The sequence below is a fragment of the Mesorhizobium sp. ISC25 genome (assembly GCF_042295465.1).
Classification (GTDB): Bacteria; Pseudomonadota; Alphaproteobacteria; order Rhizobiales; family Rhizobiaceae; genus Mesorhizobium.
Genome location: NZ_CP135441.1, coordinates 4,355,744 through 4,374,916, shown reverse-complemented (window position 1 = coordinate 4,374,916; position 19,173 = coordinate 4,355,744). Strand labels below are relative to the sequence as shown.

22 protein-coding genes are annotated in these 19,173 nt (G+C 63.1%); 11 read left to right on the top strand and 11 right to left on the bottom strand.

Going from position 1 to position 19,173, the window contains the following annotated elements:
• Positions 1–190: 190 nt before the first annotated feature.
• The gene (locus tag RQ479_RS21615) at positions 191–865 is read right to left on the bottom strand and encodes an ArsR/SmtB family transcription factor (RefSeq protein WP_376702564.1); all 675 of its coding nucleotides are present in this window, start codon (positions 863–865) and stop codon (positions 191–193) included.
• A 69-nt stretch (positions 866–934) separates the two neighbouring features.
• Between RQ479_RS21615 and RQ479_RS21610 the strand changes: the two genes are divergently transcribed.
• From RQ479_RS21610 to RQ479_RS21600, 3 genes are all read left to right on the top strand, one after another.
• Entirely contained in the window at positions 935–1,150 is a 216-nt protein-coding gene (locus RQ479_RS21610) for a DUF1127 domain-containing protein (protein ID WP_376702563.1), read from the top strand.
• A gap of 96 nt (positions 1,151–1,246) precedes the next feature.
• On the top strand, positions 1,247–1,579 hold the full coding sequence (locus RQ479_RS21605; protein ID WP_292656963.1) for an NIPSNAP family protein: 333 nt from the start codon (positions 1,247–1,249) through the stop codon (positions 1,577–1,579).
• Positions 1,576–1,920, top strand: coding sequence for an antibiotic biosynthesis monooxygenase family protein (locus tag RQ479_RS21600; RefSeq protein WP_376702562.1), 345 nt, complete (start codon positions 1,576–1,578; stop codon positions 1,918–1,920). Before RQ479_RS21605 ends, RQ479_RS21600 begins: the two co-directional genes overlap by 4 nt.
• Positions 1,921–1,926: 6 nt before the next feature.
• Here the strand turns inward: RQ479_RS21600 and mbfA are convergent, their stop codons facing one another.
• Complete coding sequence (gene mbfA, locus RQ479_RS21595; protein WP_352491183.1) at positions 1,927–2,910, bottom strand: iron exporter MbfA; 984 nt, start codon at positions 2,908–2,910, stop codon at positions 1,927–1,929.
• Between the two features lie 180 nt (positions 2,911–3,090).
• Here mbfA and RQ479_RS21590 point away from each other — a divergent pair, with 180 nt between their 5' ends.
• The 3 genes from RQ479_RS21590 to RQ479_RS21580 all read left to right on the top strand — a co-directional run bounded on the left by RQ479_RS21590 (position 3,091) and on the right by RQ479_RS21580 (position 5,335).
• Positions 3,091–3,408, top strand: a complete 318-nt coding sequence (locus RQ479_RS21590) for a hypothetical protein (protein ID WP_376702561.1) — start codon at positions 3,091–3,093, stop codon at positions 3,406–3,408.
• 203 nt (positions 3,409–3,611) lie between these two features.
• On the top strand, positions 3,612–4,589 hold the full coding sequence (locus RQ479_RS21585) for a threonine/serine dehydratase (RefSeq protein WP_376702560.1): 978 nt from the start codon (positions 3,612–3,614) through the stop codon (positions 4,587–4,589).
• A gap of 92 nt (positions 4,590–4,681) precedes the next feature.
• A complete protein-coding gene (locus RQ479_RS21580; RefSeq protein ID WP_376702559.1) occupies positions 4,682–5,335 on the top strand; it encodes a glutathione S-transferase family protein in 654 nt (217 codons plus the stop codon).
• 17 nt (positions 5,336–5,352) lie between these two features.
• Here RQ479_RS21580 and RQ479_RS21575 read toward each other — a convergent pair whose 3' ends face one another.
• Genes RQ479_RS21575 through RQ479_RS21560 form a run of 4 tightly spaced genes read right to left on the bottom strand, consistent with a single transcriptional unit; the run spans position 5,353 to position 9,081 of the window.
• Positions 5,353–6,489, bottom strand: a complete 1,137-nt coding sequence (locus RQ479_RS21575; protein ID WP_292656995.1) for an ABC transporter permease — start codon at positions 6,487–6,489, stop codon at positions 5,353–5,355.
• A gap of 8 nt (positions 6,490–6,497) precedes the next feature.
• Positions 6,498–7,418 carry an ABC transporter ATP-binding protein gene (locus RQ479_RS21570; RefSeq protein WP_352912169.1) on the bottom strand — a complete coding sequence of 307 codons (921 nt, stop codon included), beginning with the start codon at positions 7,416–7,418 and terminating at the stop codon, positions 6,498–6,500.
• A complete protein-coding gene (locus RQ479_RS21565) occupies positions 7,415–8,368 on the bottom strand; it encodes an HlyD family secretion protein (RefSeq protein WP_376702558.1) in 954 nt (317 codons plus the stop codon). The genes RQ479_RS21570 and RQ479_RS21565 overlap by 4 nt, the downstream gene beginning before the upstream one ends.
• Entirely contained in the window at positions 8,365–9,081 is a 717-nt protein-coding gene (locus RQ479_RS21560) for a CerR family C-terminal domain-containing protein (protein WP_352517903.1), read from the bottom strand. Before RQ479_RS21560 ends, RQ479_RS21565 begins: the two co-directional genes overlap by 4 nt.
• Before the next feature lie 88 nt (positions 9,082–9,169).
• On the opposite strand from RQ479_RS21560, the gene RQ479_RS21555 reads away from it, so the two are divergent.
• From RQ479_RS21555 to RQ479_RS21545, 3 genes are read left to right on the top strand one after another with little or no spacing between them, the layout of a single operon-like run.
• Complete coding sequence (locus tag RQ479_RS21555; RefSeq protein WP_352468640.1) at positions 9,170–9,643, top strand: CYTH domain-containing protein; 474 nt, start codon at positions 9,170–9,172, stop codon at positions 9,641–9,643.
• Positions 9,640–10,587: a CHAD domain-containing protein gene (locus tag RQ479_RS21550; protein WP_376702557.1), complete on the top strand. Its 948-nt coding sequence runs from the start codon at positions 9,640–9,642 to the stop codon at positions 10,585–10,587. Before RQ479_RS21555 ends, RQ479_RS21550 begins: the two co-directional genes overlap by 4 nt.
• Before the next feature lie 41 nt (positions 10,588–10,628).
• Positions 10,629–11,429, top strand: a complete 801-nt coding sequence (locus RQ479_RS21545) for a lipo-like protein (protein ID WP_376702556.1) — start codon at positions 10,629–10,631, stop codon at positions 11,427–11,429.
• Between the two features lie 132 nt (positions 11,430–11,561).
• On the opposite strand, the gene RQ479_RS21540 is transcribed toward RQ479_RS21545, so the two are convergent.
• The gene (locus RQ479_RS21540) at positions 11,562–12,365 is read right to left on the bottom strand and encodes a helix-turn-helix domain-containing protein (protein WP_376702555.1); all 804 of its coding nucleotides are present in this window, start codon (positions 12,363–12,365) and stop codon (positions 11,562–11,564) included.
• Positions 12,366–12,480: 115 nt separating this feature from the next.
• Between RQ479_RS21540 and RQ479_RS21535 the strand changes: the two genes are divergently transcribed.
• Positions 12,481–13,341 carry an SMP-30/gluconolactonase/LRE family protein gene (locus RQ479_RS21535; RefSeq protein ID WP_376702554.1) on the top strand — a complete coding sequence of 287 codons (861 nt, stop codon included), beginning with the start codon at positions 12,481–12,483 and terminating at the stop codon, positions 13,339–13,341.
• Between the two features lie 13 nt (positions 13,342–13,354).
• On the opposite strand, the gene RQ479_RS21530 is transcribed toward RQ479_RS21535, so the two are convergent.
• From RQ479_RS21530 to RQ479_RS21515, 4 genes are all read right to left on the bottom strand, one after another.
• Positions 13,355–15,067 (bottom strand): SulP family inorganic anion transporter, encoded by a 1,713-nt coding sequence (locus RQ479_RS21530; RefSeq protein ID WP_292656928.1) that lies wholly within the window; start codon positions 15,065–15,067, stop codon positions 13,355–13,357.
• A 181-nt stretch (positions 15,068–15,248) separates the two neighbouring features.
• Complete coding sequence (locus RQ479_RS21525) at positions 15,249–15,518, bottom strand: helix-turn-helix transcriptional regulator (protein WP_352527542.1); 270 nt, start codon at positions 15,516–15,518, stop codon at positions 15,249–15,251.
• Between the two features lie 312 nt (positions 15,519–15,830).
• Positions 15,831–16,532 (bottom strand): phosphatase PAP2 family protein, encoded by a 702-nt coding sequence (locus RQ479_RS21520; protein ID WP_376702553.1) that lies wholly within the window; start codon positions 16,530–16,532, stop codon positions 15,831–15,833.
• A 14-nt stretch (positions 16,533–16,546) separates the two neighbouring features.
• Positions 16,547–16,885 (bottom strand): hypothetical protein, encoded by a 339-nt coding sequence (locus RQ479_RS21515; RefSeq protein ID WP_352468647.1) that lies wholly within the window; start codon positions 16,883–16,885, stop codon positions 16,547–16,549.
• Between the two features lie 202 nt (positions 16,886–17,087).
• Between RQ479_RS21515 and RQ479_RS21510 the strand changes: the two genes are divergently transcribed.
• Positions 17,088–19,079 (top strand): PhoX family phosphatase, encoded by a 1,992-nt coding sequence (locus RQ479_RS21510; protein WP_376702552.1) that lies wholly within the window; start codon positions 17,088–17,090, stop codon positions 19,077–19,079.
• Positions 19,080–19,173 lie beyond the last annotated feature (94 nt).

Below are 19,173 nucleotides of genomic sequence, written 5' to 3'. Positions count from 1 at the left end.
TAACGACATGCATCAAAACAAGAACCTGAAGCGCATCGCACGAGGTCGGTCGAACGCGACGCACTTTAGAGCAATTCCAGGAAAAGTATGAAAAGGTTTTCCGTCCGGAATTGCGTCGAAACAAAAAAGCTAGAGCGGTTCGGCGTTTCCTTGAAACGACGAACGCGTTCTAGCGCATCGAAGGGCGCCGTCAGGCGAGAAACGTCTTCTCGAAGGCCTGCTTGCCTACCGGTGAAAAGATCACAGCACGGCTGTCCTTCTCGCGCCGCGCCCATTTCTCGGTGAGGATCTTGCCTAGAATGGCGGCGCCCAGCGTGCCGGCAAGGTGCGAACGCCGCACGCTCCAGTCGAGGCAGGCCCGACACACCGGTCGCCGCGCTTTGGTATGGATGTCGATGCCGATCGCGGCGAAATGCGAGGCGGCCGACGGCCCAAGCTGAATCTCCTCGTCATCGCGCAGGAGCACTTGTCGAGCGACAAGACGGTCCAGCATCGCCACCGCCTGCTCGCCGGCGAGGTGGTCGTAGCAGACCCGTGCCACGCGCATGGCCGCGTCGCGAGGGCCAGGTCGCACCCGCTGCGGCCCGACAGCAGCAGCGACGCCGGTGATCGCCTCGATCATTCCAGCCACCTGCGGGCCGGCGAGGCCGTAATAGCGGTGCCGTCCCTGGCTCGCCAGCGTCAGCAGCCCACCTTCCATCAGCTTCGACAGATGCGAGCTCGCTGTCGGAAGCGACACGCCGGCTTCGAGTGCCAGTTCGCTCGCCGTCAGTGCCGTGCCGCCCATCAGTGCGGACAGCATGTTTGCCCGCGCCGGATCGCCCACCAGGCTGGCAATGCGGGCTATGTCAGGTCCTTCGCGCATAGTTCGTTCCTCATCGAAGCATCCTCGTCAGATAAAGCATTAATCTCGATGCAAATCAAGGAGACGACGATGCCTGCAAGGACCATTCTCAGCGCCGCGCCTGCTCGCCGGCCGTTCCCGTTCTTTGTCTTGCGCCGCTTGCGGCTGCGGCTCCTGAAGCGGTGGTACGACCGTTATTCGCAGCGTCTCGACCTCGCCGAGATCGACGATCATCTGCTGCGTGACCTTGGTCTGACACCCGAAGACGTCCACCGCGAATGCGCGAAATCGTTCTGGCAGGCATGATCAGCGAGGGATTTGCCTAGCATATCCATCTTCGGAACGTTTCGACCCCGCTCGAACCGTGACCGCAAGAAAGTATCCACCGCCAAGGAGGCGAAAATGACCATCACCTGCTTCATCCGCTACGAGATCGATCCGTTCGGCAAGGCTGCGTTCGAGGAATATGCCCGCAATTGGGGGCAGGCGATCCCGCGCTGCGGCGCCGATCTGATCGGCTATTTCGCGCCGCACGAAGGCTCGGCCACCACGGCTTATGCCGCCTACAACATCGACAATCTTGCGGCCTACGAAGCCTACCGCGCCCGGCTCGCCGCCGATCCCGCCGGCAAGGCGAATTACGAGTTCGCCCGGCGGGAAAAATTCATCCTGAAGGAGGACCGCATCTTCCTCAAGCTGGCCTCTGGGCCGCATGCTCCTTTGGTGAAGCCATGATCGCCGTCATCTTCGAGGTTGAGCCGGCGGCGGGCATGCGCGATGCCTATCTCGGCATCGCCGCCGACCTGCGCCCATTGCTCGACGGCATCGACGGTTTCCTGTCGATCGAGCGCTTCAAGAGCCTTGCCGATCCGAACCGCATCCTGTCGCTGTCCTTCTGGCGCGACGAGGACGCGGTGAAGGCCTGGCGCAACACGCAGGAACATCGGCAGGCGCAGAAGGCCGGGCGCGGCGGTATCTTTGCGGACTATCGTTTGCGCATCGCCCATGTCGTGCGCGACTACGGCCTGACCGAACGCGCCGAGGCGCCAGCAGATAGCCGGGTGGTGAACGGATAGGGACCGCTATGCATTCCCGATCAGCACCCCTGCCGCAAACACCAGCGCGCCGCCCAGCACCACCTGGAAGGCGGCGCGCCAGAATGGCGTCTGCATGTAGCGGTTCTGCACGAAGGCGATCGCCCACAGCTCGAAGAAAACCACCACGGCGGCGACAATGGTCGCCGTCCAGAAAAGCGGGATGAGATAGGGCAGCGCATGGCCGAGCCCGCCCAGCGTCGTCATGACGCCGACGGTCAGCCCGCGTTTTGCCGGCGAGCCGCGGCCCGACAACTTCCCGTCGTCGGAAGCCACCTCGGTGAAACCCATCGAGATGCCGGCGCCGATCGAGGCGGCAAGTCCGACCAGAAAGGTCTGGAACGTATCATGCGTGGCAAAGGCGGCGGCAAAGATCGGCGCCAGCGTCGACACCGACCCATCCATCAGCCCGGCCAGCCCCGGTTGCACATAGGTCAGGATGAACTGGCGCTGCTCGGCTGCCGCCTCTTCGTCCTTGACCGCGCCCGGCACATGCTTTTGCTCCAGCCGCTGCGCCAGTGTCTCGTGGCCCTGTTCTGCAATCGCCAGGTCGTCGAGCAGCTTTCGCGTCGACGCATCGCCTGTGCGTTTGGCCGCCTCGATATAGAACAGGTAGGCCTGCCGCTCCATGGCCTCGGCTTGGCTGCGCACATGATCGATGCCGAGCGGCCTCACCAGCCAGTCCGGCTTGCGCTCGTAATAGCCCTTCACATGTTCGCGTCGGATCAATGGTATGCGCTCGCCGAAACGCTTGCGGTAAAGCTCGATCAGCGAATCGCGATGGCCGTCCTCCTCCTCCGCCATCTCCTCGAACACCTTGGCCGATTGCGGAAAGCTCTCCGCCAGCCCGTCGGCATAGGCGCGATAGATACGCCCGTCATCCTCCTCGGACGAGATGGCGAGCGCCAGGATCTCCTGTTCCGAGAGGGATTCAAAGGGACGGCGGCCGATGCCGAAAACGCGGGAAAGCATGAGAAATTCACCCTAGTTTAGAATAGTTCTAAACTATGATCTTGCACGTCGCCGGTCAATCGTGTGCGCTCCACTCATGCTCAAAAGGTACGGCTTCAAAATCCCGAACAGGTTGCCGTTTGCTATCGGCAAACGTTCACTTATATAACGGAATCTCAACCAAGAGAAAGGAACCCGCAGATGCCGGAAAAACAGCAGCCGTTTGATCCCAAACCGGTTCTCGACCTGATCACTAATATTGAGGCGGATCTGCAGCGCCTGAAAGGCCTGGTCGAGCAGCAGGTCGAAAAATTCGATCCCGCCAATCCGCACAACAAGGCTCCCGACGGCAAGTTGACCGAGGAGGGCGTCGAGTGCTGCTACCGGCTGTTCGACGAGGGCAAGTCGCGCTATTCGGTCGCCCAGCAGATGAAGATCTCCTTCGCCGCCGCCACCCACCGCTTCAACACCTGGCGCAAGATGGGCGGCCCTAAACGGCAAAAGACGCTGTTGGGGTGAGGAGCGGCCGGCCGAGCCGGTCGATCGGCAACGATTTGTCGATTGAAGCGACGAACGCATGGCGGAGGGTCGAGGAGGCAGTGGGTGACAGTCACGCCCTACTCCTGCCTCCAGGACGAATTGTAACCGTCACATTTTTTCATTGGTGCGCGGCCTCCCTTTCCGTGCACCATAGGCGGTCTCATCTCTTGCAGGACTTAGCCATGACCACCCCTCCCGGCATCGCCGATATTCACAGCGCAGCGGTGCGATTGTCCGGACTGATCGTCGAAACGCCGCTGATCGAATCGCCGGAGTTAAACAAGCGCTTCGGCGCCAGGATCCTGTTCAAGCCGGAGACGTTGCAGCGCACCGGCTCGTTCAAGTTCCGCGGTGCATACAACAAGCTCTCCTCGCTCTCGGCGGAAGAACGCGCCCGCGGCGTCGTCGCCTTCTCCTCGGGTAATCACGCGCAAGGCGTTGCCGCCGCAGCGGCGATGTTCGGCGTCAAGGCGGTCATCGCCATGCCCACCGATGCGCCGGCGATGAAAGTCGGCAATGTCAGGAAGATGGGCGCGGAAGTGATCACCTTCGACCGGGTCCGCGACGATCGCACTGCCGTCGTCCGTTCTTACGTGGAAAAGGGCATGGTCCTGGTGCCGCCCTACGACGATCCGGCCATCATCGCCGGCCAAGGCACGATCGGCCTCGAATTGATGCGCCAAGCAACAGCGCTTGGCGTCAGCCTCGATGCGGTAGTGGTTCCCTGCGGCGGCGGCGGATTGAGCAGCGGCATTTCGATCGCGGTCAAAGACGCCTCGCCGGGCACCGCCGTCTGGGCCGTGGAACCCGAGCATTTCGATGACACACGCCGCTCGCTGATCAAAGGCGCCAGGGTGTCGAACGAGCCTGGCCATAAATCGATCTGCGATGCCCTTCTCGTCGCCGAGCCGGGCGCGATCACTTTCGAGATTAACCGCAAGAATCTCGCCGGCGCCATCGCCGTTTCCGACAAGGCGGTGGCACAGGCGATGCGCGATGCGATGGCTTGCCTGAAGCTGGTCATCGAACCTGGCGGTTGCGTCGGCTTGGCCGCGCTGTCGTCAGCCGAGATCGACCTTGCCGGGAAATCCATTGCCGTGGTGCTCTCCGGCGGCAATGTCGATCTCAGCACCTATGCCGAGATCATTGCTGCCGGCTAAGATAGCGACCAGTTCCAGGTCATGTGCCGATTCGAGGTGCTTGAGCGTCCGTTGCGCCCGGTCGAACCGGTACCCTCCAAAGACTGAGATCGATGAAACTGTTCTTCAGCCGCAATCCCAATCCTCGCCTCGCGGTCGCGGTGGCACGGTATCTCAACGCCAAGGTCGAGTTTGAATTCGCCTCTCCCTTCGCTCCGGGGCAGGCCGAGCGATTTCGGCCGCTCAATCCAAATCTTTCATTGCCCATCCTTGTAGGTTCGGGAAAAAGCCTCTGGGAGGCCGACGCCATAGCCTGCCGGCTTTCACGCGACATGCATTCAGATTTCTGGCGCGCTGGCGACGACGAGCCCGAGATGATCCGATGGCTGAGTTGGGGGAAAGAGAACTTCGCAAGAGCCTGCGATGTCGTGCATTTCGAACGCGGGACCAAACAGCGCTATGGGCTCGGCCCGATCGATCAGGCGCGGGTTGAGGAGGGCCTGAGGGACTTCAGTACCGCCGCTGTAATACTTGATTCCGAGCTTTCCCAGCGAGAATGGCTGGTCGGAAATTCGGTCTCCTACGCCGACTTTCGAATGGCGACGTTTCTGCCCTTCAACGACGTCGCTCGATTGCCTCTCGATGATTATCCTTCTGTCGGCCGCTGGTATCGGCAGCTTGAAGAAATCGACGCCTGGCGCGATCCCTTCGAAGGGCTCAATGCACCGGAATTGACACCGGTCCCGGGCCAGGCCAAGGCCGTGTGAATCTCGATCATTTGACCCTAATCCAGCGTCCGGCGGAACCGCACCAGCGCAATGCCGGCGAACAGCGCCACGAACACCACCAGCCAGCCGATCTCCGTTGCCACCGCCGGCAGCTCGGCGCCCTTCAGCATTACCGCGCGGATGATGCGCAGGAAATGCGTCAGCGGCAGCACCTCGCCGAAGACCTGCGCCCAGTCCGGCATGCCGCGATAGGGGAACATGAAGCCGGACAGCATGATCGACGGCAGGAAGAAGAAGAAGGTGAGCTGCAGGGCCTGCATTTGCGTGCGGGCGATCGTCGAGATCGTGTAGCCGAGCAGCACCAGCGCCAAGACGAAGATCAGGACGGCGGTTAACAGCAGCGACATCGACCCGGTGAAGGGGATGGCAAACAGAAGCTTCGAGGCCGCCAGCACCACCAGTACCTGCACGGCGCCGACCGCCAGATAGGGCAGCACCTTGCCCAGCATGATCTCGAGCGGGCTGGACGGCATCGCCAGAAGGTTCTCCATCGTGCCGCGCTCGGTCTCGCGCGTCAGCGCGATCGAGGTCATCATCACCATCGTCATCTGCAGGATGACGCCCAGCAGGCCGGGCACGATGTTGTATTGCGAGACGGCTTCCGGATTGTAGCGCCGGTGCACCACCACCTGGAGCTGGCCCCGGGCAGCTTCTGCCGCCGTCTCCTGCATGCCGCGTGCCCTGAGCAGCGCCTGGTTGGCAACGGTGCCGAGCGTCGAGATGGCGCCGCTGGCGACGGCCGGGTCGGTCGCATCCGCCTCGATCAGGATCTGCGGACTATCGCCGCGCTCGACCCGTCGGGCAAAATCGGCGGGAATGGTGACGACGAAGGCGACGTCGCCGCGCGCCATCAGGAATTCGGCTTCGGCGGCACTTTGCGCGACATGGTCGAAGCGGTAATAGCCGGTGGTCTGCAGCGCCGAAACCATGGCCCGCGTGTAAGGATCGCTGCTCATCACCACCAGCGCTGCCGGCAGGCTCTTCGGGTCGTTGTTGATGGCATAGCCGAACAGCACCAGCTGCATCAGCGGCACCCCCAGCATCATGGCGAAGGTGATGCGGTCGCGCCGCATCTGGATGAACTCCTTGATCAGCAGCGCGCCGAGCCTGGCAAAGGAAAAGACGCTGTTTATCCCATTTTTCATCCCATGTTGTCCTTCGAACCGGACATGAACTGGATGAACACATCCTCAAGGCTGGTCTCGCCAGGCGATACCGTGACACCCTTGTGCTCTTTCTCGACATCGGCGAGCGCTGCCTGAAGCGCCTTCCTGTCGGAGCCGACGACATGCAGCGTCGCGCCGAACGGCGCCACTTGATCGACGCCGGGGCGGCCACTGAGTGCGGTCGCGACCTGGTCGAGGCGCGGCCCTTGCAGGACGAAGGTGGTCAGGCCAGCGTTCCTCACCACGTCCTCGACCGTGCCGGTAGCCAGCATCTTGCCATAGGAGATGTAGCTGATGCGATGGCAGCGCTCGGCCTCGTCCATGTAATGGGTGGAGACCAGCACGGTCAGGCCGCCGCTCGCCAGCCGGTGGATCTCGTCCCAGAATTCGCGTCGCGCTTTCGGATCGACGCCCGCCGTCGGTTCGTCGAGCAGCAGCAGTTTCGGCTTGTGCATGATGCAGGCGGCCAGCGCCAGCCGCTGCTTCCAGCCGCCGGACAATGTGCCGGCCAGCTGGTTCCTGCGCGATGTCAGGCCGAGCTCCTCAAGCGTCTTAGCCACATGCTCGTCGAGCGGCTTCAGCCGGTAGAGCCGCGCCACGAATTCGAGATTCTCGCCAATCGTCAGGTCTTCGTAGAACGAGAATCTCTGCGTCATGTAGCCGACTTCGCGCTTGATCCGCAGGCTGTCGGTGCGGATGTCGAAGCCCAGAACCGTGCCTTCACCCTCATCCGGCGTCAGCAAGCCGCACATGATGCGGATGGTCGTCGTCTTGCCTGAGCCGTTCGGCCCGAGGAAGCCGACGATCTCGCCCTCGGCCACCGTCATCGTCACATGGTCGACAACGGTCTTGTCGCCGAAGCGTTTGACCAGGCCGTGCACGTCGATGACGTTCATTTTCCGATGCCCGCCAGATCGACGTCGACGATCTGCCCGGGCTGCAATGCGCTGGCGTCGCCCTCCGGCCGCGCTTCGACCAGATAGACCAGCTTTTGCCGGGTCTCGAGCGAGTAGATCACCGGCGGCGTGAATTCCGGATCCGGCGACACATAGCTGACGCGAGCCTTCACGCCCGATCCGCAACCGTCGCAATGGACGTTGAGTAGCGTGCCGACCTCGACCGACGAGAACGCGCTTTCCGGCACATAGACGCTAAGCTTCACCGCGCCGTCCGGCAGCATGGAGATGACCGGCGCGGTCGGACCGGCCGTGTCGCCTGGATAGCGGATGACATCGTTGACCCGGCCGGGCGAGGGCGCCGTCAGCACACGCTTCGACAGCCGCCATTGCGCTTGCTCCAGGGCCGATTGCGCCTGCCTGACCTGATTGTCGGCGGCCTTGATCGTCTCCGGCCGTGCCGGCAGGCCGCCGACGGCGAGATTGGCCTCCGCCTGACCGACCTGTGCGTTGGCCGTCTCCAGCGTCGCGGAAGCCGTATCATAGTCGGCCTGTGTGCCGGTGCCGCGTTTGAACAGATCGCTGGCGCGGATGTATCGGCGTTTGGCATCGGCGGCTTGCGCCTTGGCCATGTCGACCTGCGCCTTGAGCACCGCGATCTCTTCCGGCCGTTTGCCGACCTGTAGGTCGGCAAGTTGCGCCTGGGCCTGCGCAAGGGCCGCCTCGGCTTGTGCGATGGCGATCTTGGCGTCGGCGTTTTCCAGCGTCACCACCGGCGTGCCGGGCGCGACGCGGTCGCCGCGCTTGACCGCAATCGTCTCGACCTGCGCCACCTCGATCGGCGCCAGCAGCACATAATCGCCCTCGACGTAGCCGACGGCGAGCGGTGCTGCCGGCGCGCAGGCGCTGAAAAGCTGGGCGGCAAGCGGCAAAGAACAGAGCAGGCTCATGATCCACGATCCTTCCGTACAGCCAAATCGCGCCGAGCTAAAATCGCGCTGAGATTGTCGGTTACTGTTGCCGCGATCTTGCCGGCCTCGTCATCGCCGATCTCGCGCCAGCCCATCCGGCGCATAACCGCCTCGCGACCGATGCGGAAGTAGACGACCTGGCCGATCAGCGTGAATACCGTGAGTTTTGTGCGCTCGCTCTCGGCCGGCTCGCCCGTCGCCTGTTCCCAGATCAGGCAGAGCCGGTGATGCGCCGGTTCGAACACGCCATCATAGATACGGTCGAGCGCGGCGGTTGGATGCGACAGCTCACGCAGGACGAACTGCACAATCTCGCCGGCTTCCGGCCTTGCCGCGATGAAGGCGACCATCCGCTCCAGCGCGACGGCTAAATGTGCCCGCGCGGCCTCGGTATCCGCCAATGCCGCGGGCGGCGCCTGCAGATTGCCGATCGCCTGGCCGGCAACGGTCTGGATGGTGTCGACGATGTAGTCGGCCGCCGCGTTGCGGAGCCCTTCCTTGCCGCCGAAATGATAGGCGATCGAGCCGATATTGGCCTTGGCCTCAGCCGCGATCTGGCGCGTCGACGTGCCGTCGAAACCCTGGCGTCCGAACAGCTTCAGCGCCGCGCGCACGAGTGCCGTCCGCGTCATATCTGCGGCGGTCTTGGGCGCCTCATGAGGAAGGCCGCTGGCGTTGGGCGATTTGATCATGGCCGGCAATTTAATCAATCGAATGATTAAAGTCAAGTGCGGTCAAGCGGCTTGCCAACTCTGGCCGTGCGCGCTTTAGTGCCTGACCATGGGCAAGGAAATCGAGCGTAAATTCCTGGTCTCAGGTGAGGAATGGCGAGCAATCGTCGAGGCGGACATTCATATCCGTCAATTCTATCTTGTCGCCGAACCCAGCCGCACGGTGCGTGTGCGCATCAGCGATGACGCCGCCGCCAAGCTGACGCTCAAGTTCGGCAGCCAGGCACGCGAGCGCGATGAATTCGAATATCCGGTGCCTTTGGCGGAGGCGCAGGAGATGCAGGCCTTTGCCATCGGACATGTCATCGAGAAGACACGCCACCATGTTAGACACCGCGGCTATCGCTACGAAGTCGATGTCTTCGGCGGGACGCTTGCGGGGTTGGTGATCGCCGAGCTCGAGACGCCGGAGGATGTACCAGACGAAATGCTGCCAGATTGGCTCGGCCGCGAGGTCACCGGCGAGCCGAGATTTTACAACGCGTCGCTCGCCCTTGGGGGGATTCCGGAGATCGTCGCATGAGCTTTCGTATCGATCCGCGCATGTCGCTGACCGGAGAGGTCCGGCGCATCCTCGCCGAGGAGATCGGCAAGGCGCTCGACCATCTGAACGCGGCGCGTGACAGGCCCGAACAGGGGCTGCACAAATGCCGCAAACGGCTGAAGAACGTCCGCGCCTTGCTGCGCCTTGTCCGTTCCGGAGACGAAACATTCTGCGTGACCGAGAACCAGTGCTACCGCCAGGTGGCGGCCCTGCTTGCCGGTCCGCGTGAGGCGACCGCACTGGTGGAAACAATCGACCGGCTAGCGGCAAGCTTTCCCGAGCAAAGTGCCGGCGGCGGTCTCGAGGCCGTGCGTGACAGGCTTGTCGCGCGCCAGCATGAACTGCATGGCGGAGCAGGCCTCGATGCTGCGATAGGCGCGGCGATCGCCGCTTGCGAGGAAGGTGTCGTCCGGATCGACAAGCTCGCTCTGCCCGACCAGCCGGAGCAGGCTGCCGACGTGCTTGCCGAAGGCGCGCGCGCCACTTTGCGCCGCGCCAGGAAAGCGCTGGACAAGGCGGCTTCGCGCGGCGAAGCCGATGACTTTCACGATCTGCGCAAGGCGGCCAAGACGCATGCCATGCACCTGTCGCTGCTCGGCCGGCTGTGGCCGATGCCGATCAAGACGCGGCGCAAGGCCGTCGACGAATTGGGCGAGCGGCTTGGCGAACTGCACGATGTGTTCGTCATGCGCGCGCTTCTCGATGCCGAGGACCAGCCGCTTGGCCCCCCTGAGGAGACGCGGTTGCTTGCCAAGCTGCTGAAGCGCTCGGAAAAGAGCCTGAAAAAGACCTGCCTCGCCGAGGCGGCCGGGCTTTTCGGCGACAGTCCGAAGCGCTCGACGAGGGAGCTTGCCCGCAAGGTGCGCGACGATCTCACAGCGGTACCGCAGCACGAAAACGCCGGCGCGCCTGGTATGGGCTGATCATGGTCTAATTTGCCGCCCCGTGGTAATCGCCGTCTGGCATGACCGAGCCCGGCGACACGCTTCTGGACCGACTTGGCCGCTGGCTTGCCGGCCGGCTGCAGGAGGAATCGTCCGGCTACGAGCCTTACACGCCGTCGGACGCCGAAACGCTGCGCCGCACGCTCGAACCCGGCGACATCCTGCTTATCGAGGGCAACCAGAAGATCTCGGCGGCAATCAAATACCTCACCCAGTCGACCTGGTCGCATGCCGCCTTCTATGTCGGCGATGCATTGCCGGAGCCGGAGGACGGCTCGGAGCGGCGGCGCCTGATCGAGGTCACGCTCCGTGATGGTTGCATCGCCGTGCCGCTGTCGCGCTATCGCAGCTACAACACCCGCATCTGCCGGGCGAGTGGCCTGGCTCCGGACGATCGCGAAGCGGTCGTCGCCTTCATGATCGGCAGGCTCGGTCTCAGATACGATCTCAAGAACATATTCGACATGCTGCGCTACTTCTTGCCGACGCCGCCGGTGCCGGTGCGTTGGCGTCGCCGCATGCTGGCTTTCGGTTCCGGCGACCCGACGCGCGCCATCTGCTCGTCGCTGATCGCGGAGGCTTACGGCCGGATCCGCTACCCGATCCTACCCGAGATTACCCGGGCGCCCGGCCGTGCTTCGGCCCAGTCGAGCTATTCGCGCAAGGAAATTCTGCACATCCGCCACCACTCGCTCTACACGCCGCGCGACTTCGACCTCTCGCCCTATTTCCGCATCGTCAAGCCGACGCTGGAATACGGCTTCGACTACCGGCAGATGGTCTGGGATGACAAGGTGGCGGCGAACAAGACCGCCGAATAGCCGCTCGATCTTGTGGTTGAGCATGGGACGCTCTGACAACCGGTTTGCGGCCGATACTCAGGAGTAAGAAGCTCAGTCAGACTGGCTGCCGCCAACAGCCCGAACTCGGTCGTTCAGTGATTGTGTTTTGACCTAGGCCGGCAGACGCCGTCCATTTGCGGCGGCCGCAACTCGATCGTCCGTCCGCGCGCCTGCGTCGCGCGGATGCGGCCCGATCGGCATGATCACCGGGAACGGCGTTGCGCCGAACGCAAACGTCCATTTGTAGCCGACCAGGCCGTCTTCGGGCGTCGTGTGCTGGTCGTGATGAGCAAGCAATTTGGCGCGCTCCGCCAATTCCTCCGCCTCGCGCCTGACCATTTCCGCCGTTTCCGGCCGCATCCGCCTGGAGAAGCTGACGAATGTCGCCTCGCGCTCAAGATGGGTGATGGCCCAGCCGATAAAATTCTTGTTGGTCATCTCGAACAGCGGCCGCAATGGCCCGTCGAAGTTCCACTGGATCGGCGCCTCGACCAGCAGCCTTGCCAACAGGCCGCGACCGAGCGCAACCAGGCCGAGTTCCTCGAGGTCGCGCAGATAGAGGAACATCGAAGCCTCGCTCAATCCTTGTGAGCGCATGATGCCTTCGGGCGTGAATTTCTCGGAAAGCATGACAAAGACGAACAGCAGTGCCGGCCGCCCGGCGAGCTTGCGCTCGATCTCCGGCGCGATCTGGTTGGCGGGTCCTGGTCCTCTGGTCATTGAGCCGAGCACGTTTTCCAACTCCACGCCGGCGGCAGCGCAGATCTCCACCAGCCGGTCGAGCTTGCAGTTGCGCTCGTGGAAGATGCGCTTCACCGTCGGCTCGGAAACGCCCATCCGCTCGGCAAGGACGCGGTAGGTCACGCCCTTGGCCTTAAGCGTCCGCTTCAGCGCCTCGAAGATCAGGCCGTTCATGGGATGCACCTCTTCTGCGCGATTTGGTATCAGCCTTCGGTACTAGTCCTGATACATCTTCCCGAAAAGTATCGAAGGGCCTAGCTCTCCGCCAGTCCATTACAGGAGACTAGCCATGAAGAGCCTCTTCACACCGATACTTCTCGCCATCGTCGGCATCGCGACTGCGCCGGCAGTTCAGGCCGCTGAACTCTGGCGCGCCGGCGGCCTCGAGCAACCGGAATCGGCGCTGTTCGACGCCGCCGGCCAGCGCGTTATCGTCTCGAACATTGTCGGCAATCCCGGCGAAGCCGACGGCAACGGCTATCTGTCGGTCCTATCGATGGACGGCAAGCTAATCACGCAACGTTGGACCGACGGCATGGACGCGCCCAAGGGCATGGCGATTGCCGATGGCAAACTCTACGTCGCCGACATCACTCATGTGCGCGTCGTCGATCTCCAAAGCGGCAAGCTAACATCGACGATCGACGTGCCGAACGCCGTCTTCCTCAACGACATGACCGCCGATGCATCCGGCAAGGTCTACGTCACCGATATGCTGGCCGATACGATCTATCTTATCGACGGCGACCGGCCCGAACTGTTCGTCAAGGATGCGGCGCTTGCTTCGCCGAATGGCATCTTCGCCGATGGCGGCCGGCTGATCGTCGCTTCCTGGGGCAAGGGCATCAAGCCCGACTTCAGCACCGCGGAGCCGGGCGGCCTGCTCTCGGTCGATCTTGCTACCAAGGCCGTTTCGCCACTGCCCGGCGCGGAAAAATTCGCCAACCTCGATGGCGTGGTCGCCACCGGTGGCAGCATCTACGCCACCGCCTATATGACCGGCACGCTCTACCGCTACAAAGCCGGCGGCACGCCGCAGGTGGTTGCGACGTTCAAGCCGGGTAGCGCCGACATCGGCACCGACGGCAGGTCGACCCTCTTCGTGCCGCTGATGAATGAGGGCGAAGTCGCAGCGTTGGGCCTCGACTAAGCCAGCCATCAGCTCAGGCGGCAGGCGCGGCTTTCTTCAGCTGCGCCCGCGCATCCGTGATCGAGGCGGCATAAGTCACCAGCGGCCGCTTGACGCCATGGTTGATCAGCATGCGGCGTATCTGCGGTGAAGCGCCTGATATAATGAACCGAACGCCGGCGCGGCTCGCCTTGTGGGCCGCGCCCTCGATGACATTGGCCGCCGTCGAATCGAAGAACGGCACCGCCGAGCAGTCGAGGATGAAGTTCTTGCGCTGGTCGGCGATGCGGTCCAGCACGGTGCCGACGGTCGAGGCGGCGCCGAAGAAGAAGGCGCCCGATATCCGGTAGACGACGGTGTCGGCATCGCTCGCTTCGCTGGAATCATAAGCACTGGCGCGGTCGGCGACGTCTTCCTGCACCAAGGATTGATGGTCCGCCTCCATCGCGATGCTCTTGGCCATGCGGTCGATGAACAGGATCGAGCCAAGCACGAAGCCGACGACGATGCCTTCAGTCAGGTCGCGGAAGATGACGATCAGGAACGTCGCCATCAGCACTAGCGCATCGCCGCGCGAGGCGCGCAGCAAGGTTGCGAAGGCCTGTTTCTCGAACATGTTCCAGCACACCACCGCCAGCACGCCGGCAAGTGCTGCAAGCGGGATATAGCTGGCCAGCGGTGCCGCCACCAGCATCAGCGCAAGCAGGATGGCCGAGTGCATCATGCCTGAGACCGGTCCATGCGCGCCGGCCCGCACATTGGTCGCGGTGCGGGCAATGGTTCCGGTAGTGCAGATGCCGCCGAACAGAGCGGAGGCGACATTGGCGAAGCCTTGCGCCACCAACTCGCAATTGGAGCGATGCCGCCTTCCGGTCATGCCGTCGGCGACGACGGCCGACAGCAGCGATTCGATCGCCCCGAGCAGCGCAAAGGCGATGGCGTCCGGCAGCACGTCGATTATCCTGTCGAGGCTAAGCGGCGGGAAGGCCGGCCATTGCAGGCTGCGCGGGATGCCGCCGAAGCGCGTGCCGATCGTCTCGGCTGGCATGGCGAGCAATGCCACGACGAGGGATGCCAGTCCGATGGCAATCAGCATAGCTGGCCACTTCGGCCGAAACCGCTTCAACAGCGCAATGGTGATGATGGTCAATGCCGCCACCGCGGTTGCAGCGAGATTGATCGTTCCGGCCGCCTCGCCGATGGCCATCAGCTTCGGCACCAGCGGCCCCGGTTCCTTGCCGGCGAGCTTCAGCCCGAACAGTTCGACGATCTGGCCGGAGAAGATGATGACGGCGATGCCGGCGGTGAAGCCGACGGTCACCGGATAGGGGATGAACTTGATGTAGGTGCCAAGCCTGAGATAGCCGATGGCAAGCAGGAACAGGCCGGCCATCATCGTCGCCAGCAGCAAGCCATCGACGCCAACCCGCGCCACCGTCGCCGCCACAAGCACAATGAAGGCGCCGGCCGGGCCGCCGATCTGAAAGCGGCTGCCACCAAGCGCCGAAACCAGGAAGCCACCAATGATCGAGGTGTAGAGCCCGCGCTCCGGCGTCACGCCTGAAGCAATGGCAATTGCCATCGACAGCGGCAATGCGACGATGGCGACGGTCAGCCCGGCGATGGCATCCGCCTTGAAATGCGCGAGCGTATAGCCCTCGCGCAGCACCGTCACCAGCTTCGGCGTGAACAGTTCGGAAAATGTTGGCCGTGCCGGTTGATGCGCTGCCCGCCGGGTCTGATCCATCGAGTGCCTTCCGCATGAAACCAAGGAGGCGGCGGGATCGTCGGCAGGACTGTCGGCGGTCGCCGTCGCGACTTGGAGCGGCGTGCGTCCAAAAGGGCGCACAGATACGCTCCAACACTTTTGAACGGCGCATCGGACTATCCGAAAATCGAATTTGATTTTCGGCGATGCGGCAGTACCGTCAGCCTTGCGGGTTCTGCGGCGTGACAGGCCTGAGGCGAACGCCCCTGCCGCCACGCTCGCTCGCCTGGTTCTCGCCGATCAGCTCGACCCCGGCCTCTTCAAGTGCCTGGATGACCTTCATCAGCGTATCGACCACGCCCCGGACCACGCCGTCGCTCGCTTCCATGCGCTGAATGGTTGGAAGCGAAACCCCGGCGCGCTCGGCGAGCGTCTTCTGATCGATGCCGGCCAGCGCCCTCGCGGCACGCATCTGCGCGGCAGTGATCATCGGCCAAAACCCCCGTCTGAGTCTGCGGTATCACGTATATTACCTTCATTATGATGGTTCAAGCATCATCTTGCATATGTGAAACATGCAGCACTCTTTGCCAGCCGATGCGCTAGCATGCTACGGCATCGGTTGGCGGGACATCCATTGCGATACCGATTTCACAGGCACGACTTCAAAAAGGATGAGCACGTGAAGATATTCAAAGCGCTGGCGACCTCGACAGCCTTGCTGTCGATGATTTTCCTGTTGGCAGGCTGCGGCCATGGCCTGATCAACAGGCTGATTTGACCGCAAATGGACTGACATGAGTCAGGTGCCGCCGGCCCGCCCAAGCCATCGCTGCAGGAACCGCGCCGCAAGCCAGCACAGCATCGCCCAGGCAAAGCCGGCACACCAGCCGGCCAATACGTCGGACGGCCAGTGGACGCCGAGATAGATGCGGCTGATGCCGACCACCACCGTCGTCAGCACCGCCAGCCCGAGCACATAGATCTTCGTTGTCCGCCCGGGCAAAAACCGCGCCGCCATGCTGCCCAGCGTCAAATATGTCACCGCCGACAGCATGGCGTGGCCGCTCGGAAACGAAAGCGATGCCACGTCGGCGAGATGCGAGACCAGATCGGGGCGCGGCCGGTCTATATCGAACTTGAGCACGCTTGACAGGACCTGGCCGCCCGCTACCGCGACGAACATGAGAAGCGCAGCGCCTGGCCTGCGTATGAGGAGCAGATAGACGATCATTGCCGCGGTAATCAGGACCAACACGCTGGCGCTGCCGAGGCTGGTGATGTCGCGCATCGCTCCTTCCAACCACGCCGGTCCGATCGGATTGTCGGGCTGGCCGGCCTTGCGGAAGGCGAGCAGGATTTCGGTATCGAAGGCATGCGGCGTGGTGGCCCGCGCCATCTCCATTAGCTCCTCGAACCCCCACAGCCCGCCGGCAATGATCAGCCCGGCCAGCAGAACCGGGAACTCCAGCCAGTTGCGCAGTCTGCTTGCGGTCTTCTTCATCGGCCCGATCGCAGTTACAGCCTTTGCAGATAGGGCCCGAGCGTGATCAGCGCCACAGCTGCGATGGCAAGCACAATGCCGGTCGCCTGCAAGGCATTGACGCGCTCGCCGAAGAAGACCAGCGCCACCACATTCACCGACACCAGCTGGATCACCGCTGACAGGCTGAACGACACCGACATGCCGAATTCGCGGATCAGCCTCAGCATGATCAGATTGCCGAGCGAATAGAGCGCCAACGTCAGCACGATCTTGCCGAGGCTCGGCGCCAGTCCCCATTGCTTCGCCGCCGTCGCCGCCAGCAGGAAGATCACCGTCGAAACGCAGAGCTGCCCAAGTCCCCAGAAACTCACTTTTTGTTCCTCCCGATGCGGTCCTTACGCGCCTGCCGCAGCTCTTGTTTCCGAAGCGCCGGTCGCGGTCAAGCGGGGCCGATGCTGGATACAAAATCGCAGTGGTAATTAGCCGGCATGTCATCAAACTGTGACCTGCCGGCGATACCGGACTGGCCAGGCAACACGCTCCAGCAATCCATCCAGCCAGAGGCATGCCCCTATGACCGAACATCGCTCCCCTGACGCCCATTTCCGCACCAGCCTGCTCGAGGAAAACGACGGGCCAGGAGCCAATCCCACCGACAACCGCACCATGGGTGAAATCATCGCCGCACGGTTCTCGCGGCGCGGCTTCCTCAAGGGCTCGCTTGCCGTCTCGGCCATAGCCGCTACCGTCAGCCCTCTGGCGCTGATCACCGCCGACAACGCCCGCGCCGCCGAAGGCTCCGCCTTCGCTTTCGACGAGCTCGAGGCCGGCATCGACGACAAGCATCACGTCGCACCCGGCTATGACGCCGATGTACTGCTGCGCTGGGGCGATCCGCTGTTCGCCGATTCGCCGGAATTCGATCCGACAAAACAGTCGGCGGAGGCCCAGGCCAGACAATTCGGCTACAACAACGACTATGTCGGCTATATCCCGATCGACGGCTCGGCCGAGCACGGCCTGCTGGTGGTCAACCACGAATACACCAATCCGCACCTGATGTTTCCGGGCCTCGTCACCATCGTCGACGGCAAAGCCAAGCAGGCGCCTCTCAGCAAGGAACAAGTCGACGTCGAGATGACCGCGCATGGCGGCACCATTGTCGAGATCCGCAAGGTATCAGGCAAATGGCAGGTCATTCGCGACGGCAAGCTCAACCGCCGCATCACCGCCAACACCGAGATCGCGCTCTCCGGCCCCGTCGCCGGCCACGACCGCGTCAAGACCAGCGCCGACCCGAGCGGCACCAAAGTCATCGGCACTGTCAACAACTGCGCCGGCGGCGTCACGCCATGGGGCACCTATGTCATGGCTGAGGAGAACATCCACGGCTATTTCTCGGGCGAGCTGCCGCAGGGCCATAGGGAAGCCGCCAATTACAAGCGCCTCGGCATTCCCGAAGGTGCCTATGAATGGGCAGCGCATTACGACCATTTCGACATCGGCAAGGAGCCGAACGAGCCGAACCGCTTCGGCTGGATCGTCGAGGTCGACGTCCAGGATCCGACTTCGGTGCCGAGGAAGCGCACCGCGATGGGCCGCTTCAAGCATGAGGGCGCTGAATCGATCGTCGCCAAGGATGGCCGTGTCGTCTTCTATCTCGGCGACGACGAGCGCTTCGACTACGTCTATAAGTTCGTCACCACAGGCAAGTTCAACCCGGACGATCGCCCCGCCAACATGGATTTGCTCGACGACGGCACCTTGCATGTCGCCAAGTTTGCCGACGACGGTTCGCTCGAATGGTTGCCGATCGTCTTCGGCCAAGGGCCGCTGACGGCGGAGAACGGCTTTGCCAGCCAGGCCGACGTGCTGATCGAGACGCGCCGCGCCGCCGACCTGCTCGGCGCCACCAAGATGGACCGTCCGGAAGACATCCAGCCCAATGTCGCCAACGGCAAGGTCTATGTCATGCTGACCAACAATTCGAAGCGCAAGGCCGATCAGGTCGACGCCGCCAACCCGCGTGCCGAAAATGCCTTTGGCCACATCATCGAGATCGTCGAGGACGGCGGCGATTTTGCCGCCACCAACGGCAAGTGGGAGGTGCTCTTGAAATGCGGTGATCCCTCGGTTGCGGCTGTCGGTGCCACCTTCTCGACCGCAACCACGGCCAATGGCTGGTTCGGCATGCCGGACAATTGCGCGGTCGATTCGGCCGGCCGCCTCTGGGTTGCTACCGACGGCCAGGGCCCGAAGGCCACTGGCCGCACCGACGGTCTGTGGGCGGTCGACACGGAAGGGCCGGCAAGGGCGACATCAAAGCTGTTCTTCCGTGTGCCGATCGGCGCCGAAATGTGCGGCCCGCTGTTTGCGCCGGACGACCAGACCGCCTTCGTTGCCGTCCAGCATCCAGGCGACGGCGGCGAGGACTGGAAGGCTTTCGGCCGTCCATCCTATTATGAGGATTTGTCGACCCGCTGGCCCGACTTCAAGCCGGACATGCCGGTGCGCCCGGCGGTCGTTGCGATCACCAGGCAAGGTGGCGGCAAGATCGCGGTCTGACACGCAGGAAGGTCCTGCAGTCTCAAGGAAGGATTTCGGCGATACGAAATCCTTCCTTTCCGGATACAGGATGCATCCATGCTGCGCATCATGC

What these genes read in the sequence shown, in the direction of transcription:
- RQ479_RS21615 (WP_376702564.1), bottom strand. Translation starts at nt 865, where the DNA reads ATGCGCGAAGGACCTGACATAGCCCGCATTGCCAGCCTGGTGGGCGAT.
- RQ479_RS21610 (WP_376702563.1), top strand. Translation starts at nt 935, where the DNA reads ATGCCTGCAAGGACCATTCTCAGCGCCGCGCCTGCTCGCCGGCCGTTC.
- RQ479_RS21605 (WP_292656963.1), top strand. Translation starts at nt 1,247, where the DNA reads ATGACCATCACCTGCTTCATCCGCTACGAGATCGATCCGTTCGGCAAG.
- RQ479_RS21600 (WP_376702562.1), top strand. Translation starts at nt 1,576, where the DNA reads ATGATCGCCGTCATCTTCGAGGTTGAGCCGGCGGCGGGCATGCGCGAT.
- mbfA (WP_352491183.1), bottom strand. Translation starts at nt 2,910, where the DNA reads ATGCTTTCCCGCGTTTTCGGCATCGGCCGCCGTCCCTTTGAATCCCTC.
- RQ479_RS21590 (WP_376702561.1), top strand. Translation starts at nt 3,091, where the DNA reads ATGCCGGAAAAACAGCAGCCGTTTGATCCCAAACCGGTTCTCGACCTG.
- RQ479_RS21585 (WP_376702560.1), top strand. Translation starts at nt 3,612, where the DNA reads ATGACCACCCCTCCCGGCATCGCCGATATTCACAGCGCAGCGGTGCGA.
- RQ479_RS21580 (WP_376702559.1), top strand. Translation starts at nt 4,682, where the DNA reads ATGAAACTGTTCTTCAGCCGCAATCCCAATCCTCGCCTCGCGGTCGCG.
- RQ479_RS21570 (WP_352912169.1), bottom strand. Translation starts at nt 7,418, where the DNA reads ATGAACGTCATCGACGTGCACGGCCTGGTCAAACGCTTCGGCGACAAG.
- RQ479_RS21565 (WP_376702558.1), bottom strand. Translation starts at nt 8,368, where the DNA reads ATGAGCCTGCTCTGTTCTTTGCCGCTTGCCGCCCAGCTTTTCAGCGCC.
- RQ479_RS21560 (WP_352517903.1), bottom strand. Translation starts at nt 9,081, where the DNA reads ATGATCAAATCGCCCAACGCCAGCGGCCTTCCTCATGAGGCGCCCAAG.
- RQ479_RS21555 (WP_352468640.1), top strand. Translation starts at nt 9,170, where the DNA reads ATGGGCAAGGAAATCGAGCGTAAATTCCTGGTCTCAGGTGAGGAATGG.
- RQ479_RS21550 (WP_376702557.1), top strand. Translation starts at nt 9,640, where the DNA reads ATGAGCTTTCGTATCGATCCGCGCATGTCGCTGACCGGAGAGGTCCGG.
- RQ479_RS21545 (WP_376702556.1), top strand. Translation starts at nt 10,629, where the DNA reads ATGACCGAGCCCGGCGACACGCTTCTGGACCGACTTGGCCGCTGGCTT.
- RQ479_RS21540 (WP_376702555.1), bottom strand. Translation starts at nt 12,365, where the DNA reads ATGAACGGCCTGATCTTCGAGGCGCTGAAGCGGACGCTTAAGGCCAAG.
- RQ479_RS21535 (WP_376702554.1), top strand. Translation starts at nt 12,481, where the DNA reads ATGAAGAGCCTCTTCACACCGATACTTCTCGCCATCGTCGGCATCGCG.
- RQ479_RS21530 (WP_292656928.1), bottom strand. Translation starts at nt 15,067, where the DNA reads ATGGATCAGACCCGGCGGGCAGCGCATCAACCGGCACGGCCAACATTT.
- RQ479_RS21525 (WP_352527542.1), bottom strand. Translation starts at nt 15,518, where the DNA reads ATGATCACTGCCGCGCAGATGCGTGCCGCGAGGGCGCTGGCCGGCATC.
- RQ479_RS21520 (WP_376702553.1), bottom strand. Translation starts at nt 16,532, where the DNA reads ATGAAGAAGACCGCAAGCAGACTGCGCAACTGGCTGGAGTTCCCGGTT.
- RQ479_RS21510 (WP_376702552.1), top strand. Translation starts at nt 17,088, where the DNA reads ATGACCGAACATCGCTCCCCTGACGCCCATTTCCGCACCAGCCTGCTC.